General features: G+C 41.0%; 3 protein-coding genes. All 3 read right to left on the reverse strand.

Annotated features, from left to right (window positions below; translation table 11 throughout):
- Positions 1-1,199: sugar ABC transporter ATP-binding protein (locus PLK24_RS10265; RefSeq protein WP_324478833.1), on the reverse strand; the 1,199-nt coding region annotated here is incomplete at its 3' end.
- 21 nt (positions 1,200-1,220) lie between these two features.
- On the reverse strand, positions 1,221-2,129 hold the full coding sequence (locus PLK24_RS10270; protein ID WP_324478835.1) for a sugar ABC transporter substrate-binding protein: 909 nt from the start codon (positions 2,127-2,129) through the stop codon (positions 1,221-1,223).
- Positions 2,130-2,207: 78 nt separating this feature from the next.
- Positions 2,208-2,878: tryptophan synthase subunit alpha (gene trpA, locus PLK24_RS10275; RefSeq protein WP_324478837.1), on the reverse strand; the 671-nt coding region annotated here is incomplete at its 5' end.

Here is a 2,878-nt window from a genome sequence, read left to right on the forward strand (position 1 = left end):
GCCACATTTTGTTCCCCTCCCGATGCTCGTATATTTAAGTTAGTTATCATTTCACCAACCAGCTTATTTTCTTTTCTTCGATCGGGAATCGGAAAAAGCCAATTCTTTCGAAACCGCCATAACATAGGTAAGGTGATATTTTCTCTCACATTGAAGGGAAAAATGAGACCTTGGAGAAGTCGATCTCCGGGAACGAGTAGAATTCCATTTTGTATTGCAGATCGGGGATTTTGTATGTTTACTTTTTCTCCATCGATCAAAATGGTTCCCGAAAAAGGAACATGCATTCCAAACAATGTTTCGACCAATTCACCTTGCCCAGCACCAACCAATCCAAATATTCCCAGTATTTCACCTTTCCTTAGAGAGAAATTGATATTTTTTATTTGTTCCCGTGGAACGGTGAGCAATTGAACCGATAAAACAGTTGGCGAAAATCCAATTGGAGGAGGCGGTGGAAATGTGCTTAATACTGTTTCTCCAGCCATCAAAGAAACGATATCCGATTTTTTCGCTTCGTGAATGGGGAGGGTCTTCATAACCTTTCCATTTCGTAATACAGTCACCGAATCAGCAACTTCAAATATTTCGTCAATGCGATGGGAAACATATACAAATGTGACTCCCTGGTCTTTTAGAGTCCGGATGGCTTGAAATAAGAGTTGAGTTTCTGCGTTAGTTAGTGTCGCTGTAGGTTCATCCAATACAATTAAATTGGTTTTATCCAGAAGTGTTCGGACAATTTCGATCATGGTTTGTTCGCCAGCTGGTAATTCTTGGATCGGCTTGTCCATATTTACCAAGAGGTGATACCGGGAAATAACTACCTTCACTTCTTCCCTTATTTTTTTCCAATGAACCAGACCGGTTCGTTTTCGAGGATAGGGTCGACCAAGATAAATATTCTCAAATCCAGAAAAAAAGGGAATTAAGCTTCTATTTTGATGGATAAATGCTATACCAATCTGTCGTGCCTTCCAAGGATAATTCAGAGATACCGGTTGACCCATCCAAAACAAAGAACCAGCATCAGGTTGGAGAGCACCGGTCATGATTTTTATTAAAGTCGATTTTCCTGCTCCATTTTCCCCTACTAAGGCACGAATCTCACCTTTTTGTAAAGAAAAATCGACATTTTGGAGAGCAACGACCCCGGGAAATTTTTTGGAAATTTCCTTGAGTTCTAATAAATATTCCATGGTCGACCCATTCCACTCATTTTATTCTTTATAGATTAACTTCGATGGTGTGTATACTTCAATGGATATGGGGTTCTTCCCGCTAAAAATTCGTTCCAACTGCTCAACGAGGATCACCATCATTCCTTCGAAATCCTGAGATACGGTAGCAATCAAAGGTGTCCCCTTTTCGATAAGTTCAATTGCTTGGCTCGTTCCATCAACCCCCGCAACTACAATTTCATTTTGCCTGCCGGCGGCAATAATCGCCTGAGTTGCTCCAATAGCTGGTTCATCCCACCCTGCCCAAACCGCCTGAATGGAGCCAGGTTGAGGATTAGCAATCAAGATGCTTTCCATTGCCTTTCGCGCATCTTCTATGGGACCTGGAACTTGAACGTGGTGTTCAGTAATGACTTTGATATCCGGATTTTCAATTAAAATAGCATCCAGAATCAAGGTTCTTTTTCTCACTCCATGGTGAGGCCGGTGAGTGAAAACCACAATATTCCCTTTTCGATCGATTGCATTAAACAAAAATGTGGTCATCATCGCCGACATAACATAATTGTCAGAAGTGACATTACAGGTTACTCCCGGAATCCAACCGGCATCGGCTCCTAAAACCGGGATACCAGCCTCATTTGACTTCTTTATTTGATCTTTAAGTTGGTTGGGATCTGCTGATCCCAATACGATTGCATCAACCTTTCGAGCGATCATATCTTCCATCCGGCTTGCCAGTGCTCCAAAATCACCTTTGGTGTCAACAGTAACCACATTCCATCCTTTCGATTTGGCTTCTCTTTCAAAGGCTTTAATCATCTGATTGGTCGTTACTGAAGCCAAGTAGGGAGTAATCACAGCTACGGTCTTGGTCTCTTCAGCAAACGCCGATGGAACAGCTAAAATAATGATGCAAACTAAAATTGATAAAAAGATTTTTTTCATTTTTCTTTCACCTTCCTTCTATTTTTAAAAGAAAGTCGCTTGGTTAAACCCTCTTTTAAAATCCTAAATAGCACTCGCTTAATCCAGTGCTTGATGATATTGGGATAGATATCCAGCAAATTTGCTCATCAATTCAGGATCATCGCTGTGTTGAGCAATAAAGCCTACTACTGCACTCCCTACAATTACACCATCAGCAATTATCGCTAATTCCCGGGCCATTTCAGGCGAATTGACACCAAAACCAATGAGGAGAGGAATTGTGGTTGTTTTTCTCAAATCATTAATCACCGGTTTGATTTGTTCAAGGTCGATATTGGTTTTTCCGGTGATTCCTTTTCCAGAAACGATATAAACGAAACCACGGCTTTCTTGCCCAATTTTTCGTAATCTTTCAGCCGATGTATTAGTTGAAGCAAGGATGATAACTGAAAGCATTTCTTTCAGATTATCAAGCATCCGGGAAGTTTCCAAAGGGAAATCAGCTACGATTAAACCTTGAAAACCAGCCTGGTGATAATCCTTCCCGAAGCGCTCGATTCCATAATGAAAAACAATATTTCCATAGGTCATAGCAATAAGAGGAACCTTTAGCTGGACACTGGAGAGAATCTCTGGAATCATCTCCGGTGTGACTCCATTTTTTAAGGCATGATATGAAGATTCTTGAAGTATCGGACCGTCAGCAACTGGATCAGAATGGGGAATCCCAATTTCAATAGCATCAACACCTTGATCCTGGCATATCT

This window comes from Atribacter sp., from assembly GCF_035418125.1.
Lineage (GTDB): Bacteria > Atribacterota > Atribacteria > Atribacterales > Atribacteraceae > Atribacter > Atribacter allofermentans.